Below are 302 nucleotides of genomic sequence, written 5' to 3' on the forward strand. Positions count from 1 at the left end.
AAGAACCGATAAAGAGAGTGTAATCAGAAAAAGAGCGGATGAACGTGAGCGAATGTCACAGTGAATTGATAACATAATAGACGCTTTACCAATCGTTGGACTAGCAATGAGAGAGCAGCTAACCTTTTCTGTATTAGGGAAAGAGAAGGTTCTTTATTATCAGCAGCACGGGAACATTGTCTTAGGGTTTAAAGCAGGGGACGTTGTAGCTCCCGGGTTCCAAAACTTTTCGATGTTGAAAAATGGGAGAGGGCCATCATTTATCCAGATTCCTAAAGAGGTGTACGGTATACCTATGGACA

General features: G+C 42.1%; 1 pseudogene. It reads left to right on the forward strand.

Annotated elements, in window-relative coordinates:
* Positions 1–106: 106 nt before the first annotated feature.
* A pseudogene (locus KVT11_RS19690) lies at positions 107–302 on the forward strand (methyl-accepting chemotaxis protein); the annotation flags it as partial.

Source organism: Bacillus sp. GbtcB10 (genome assembly GCF_019091365.1).
Taxonomy (GTDB): Bacteria; Bacillota; Bacilli; order Bacillales; family Bacillaceae; genus Bacillus; species Bacillus altitudinis.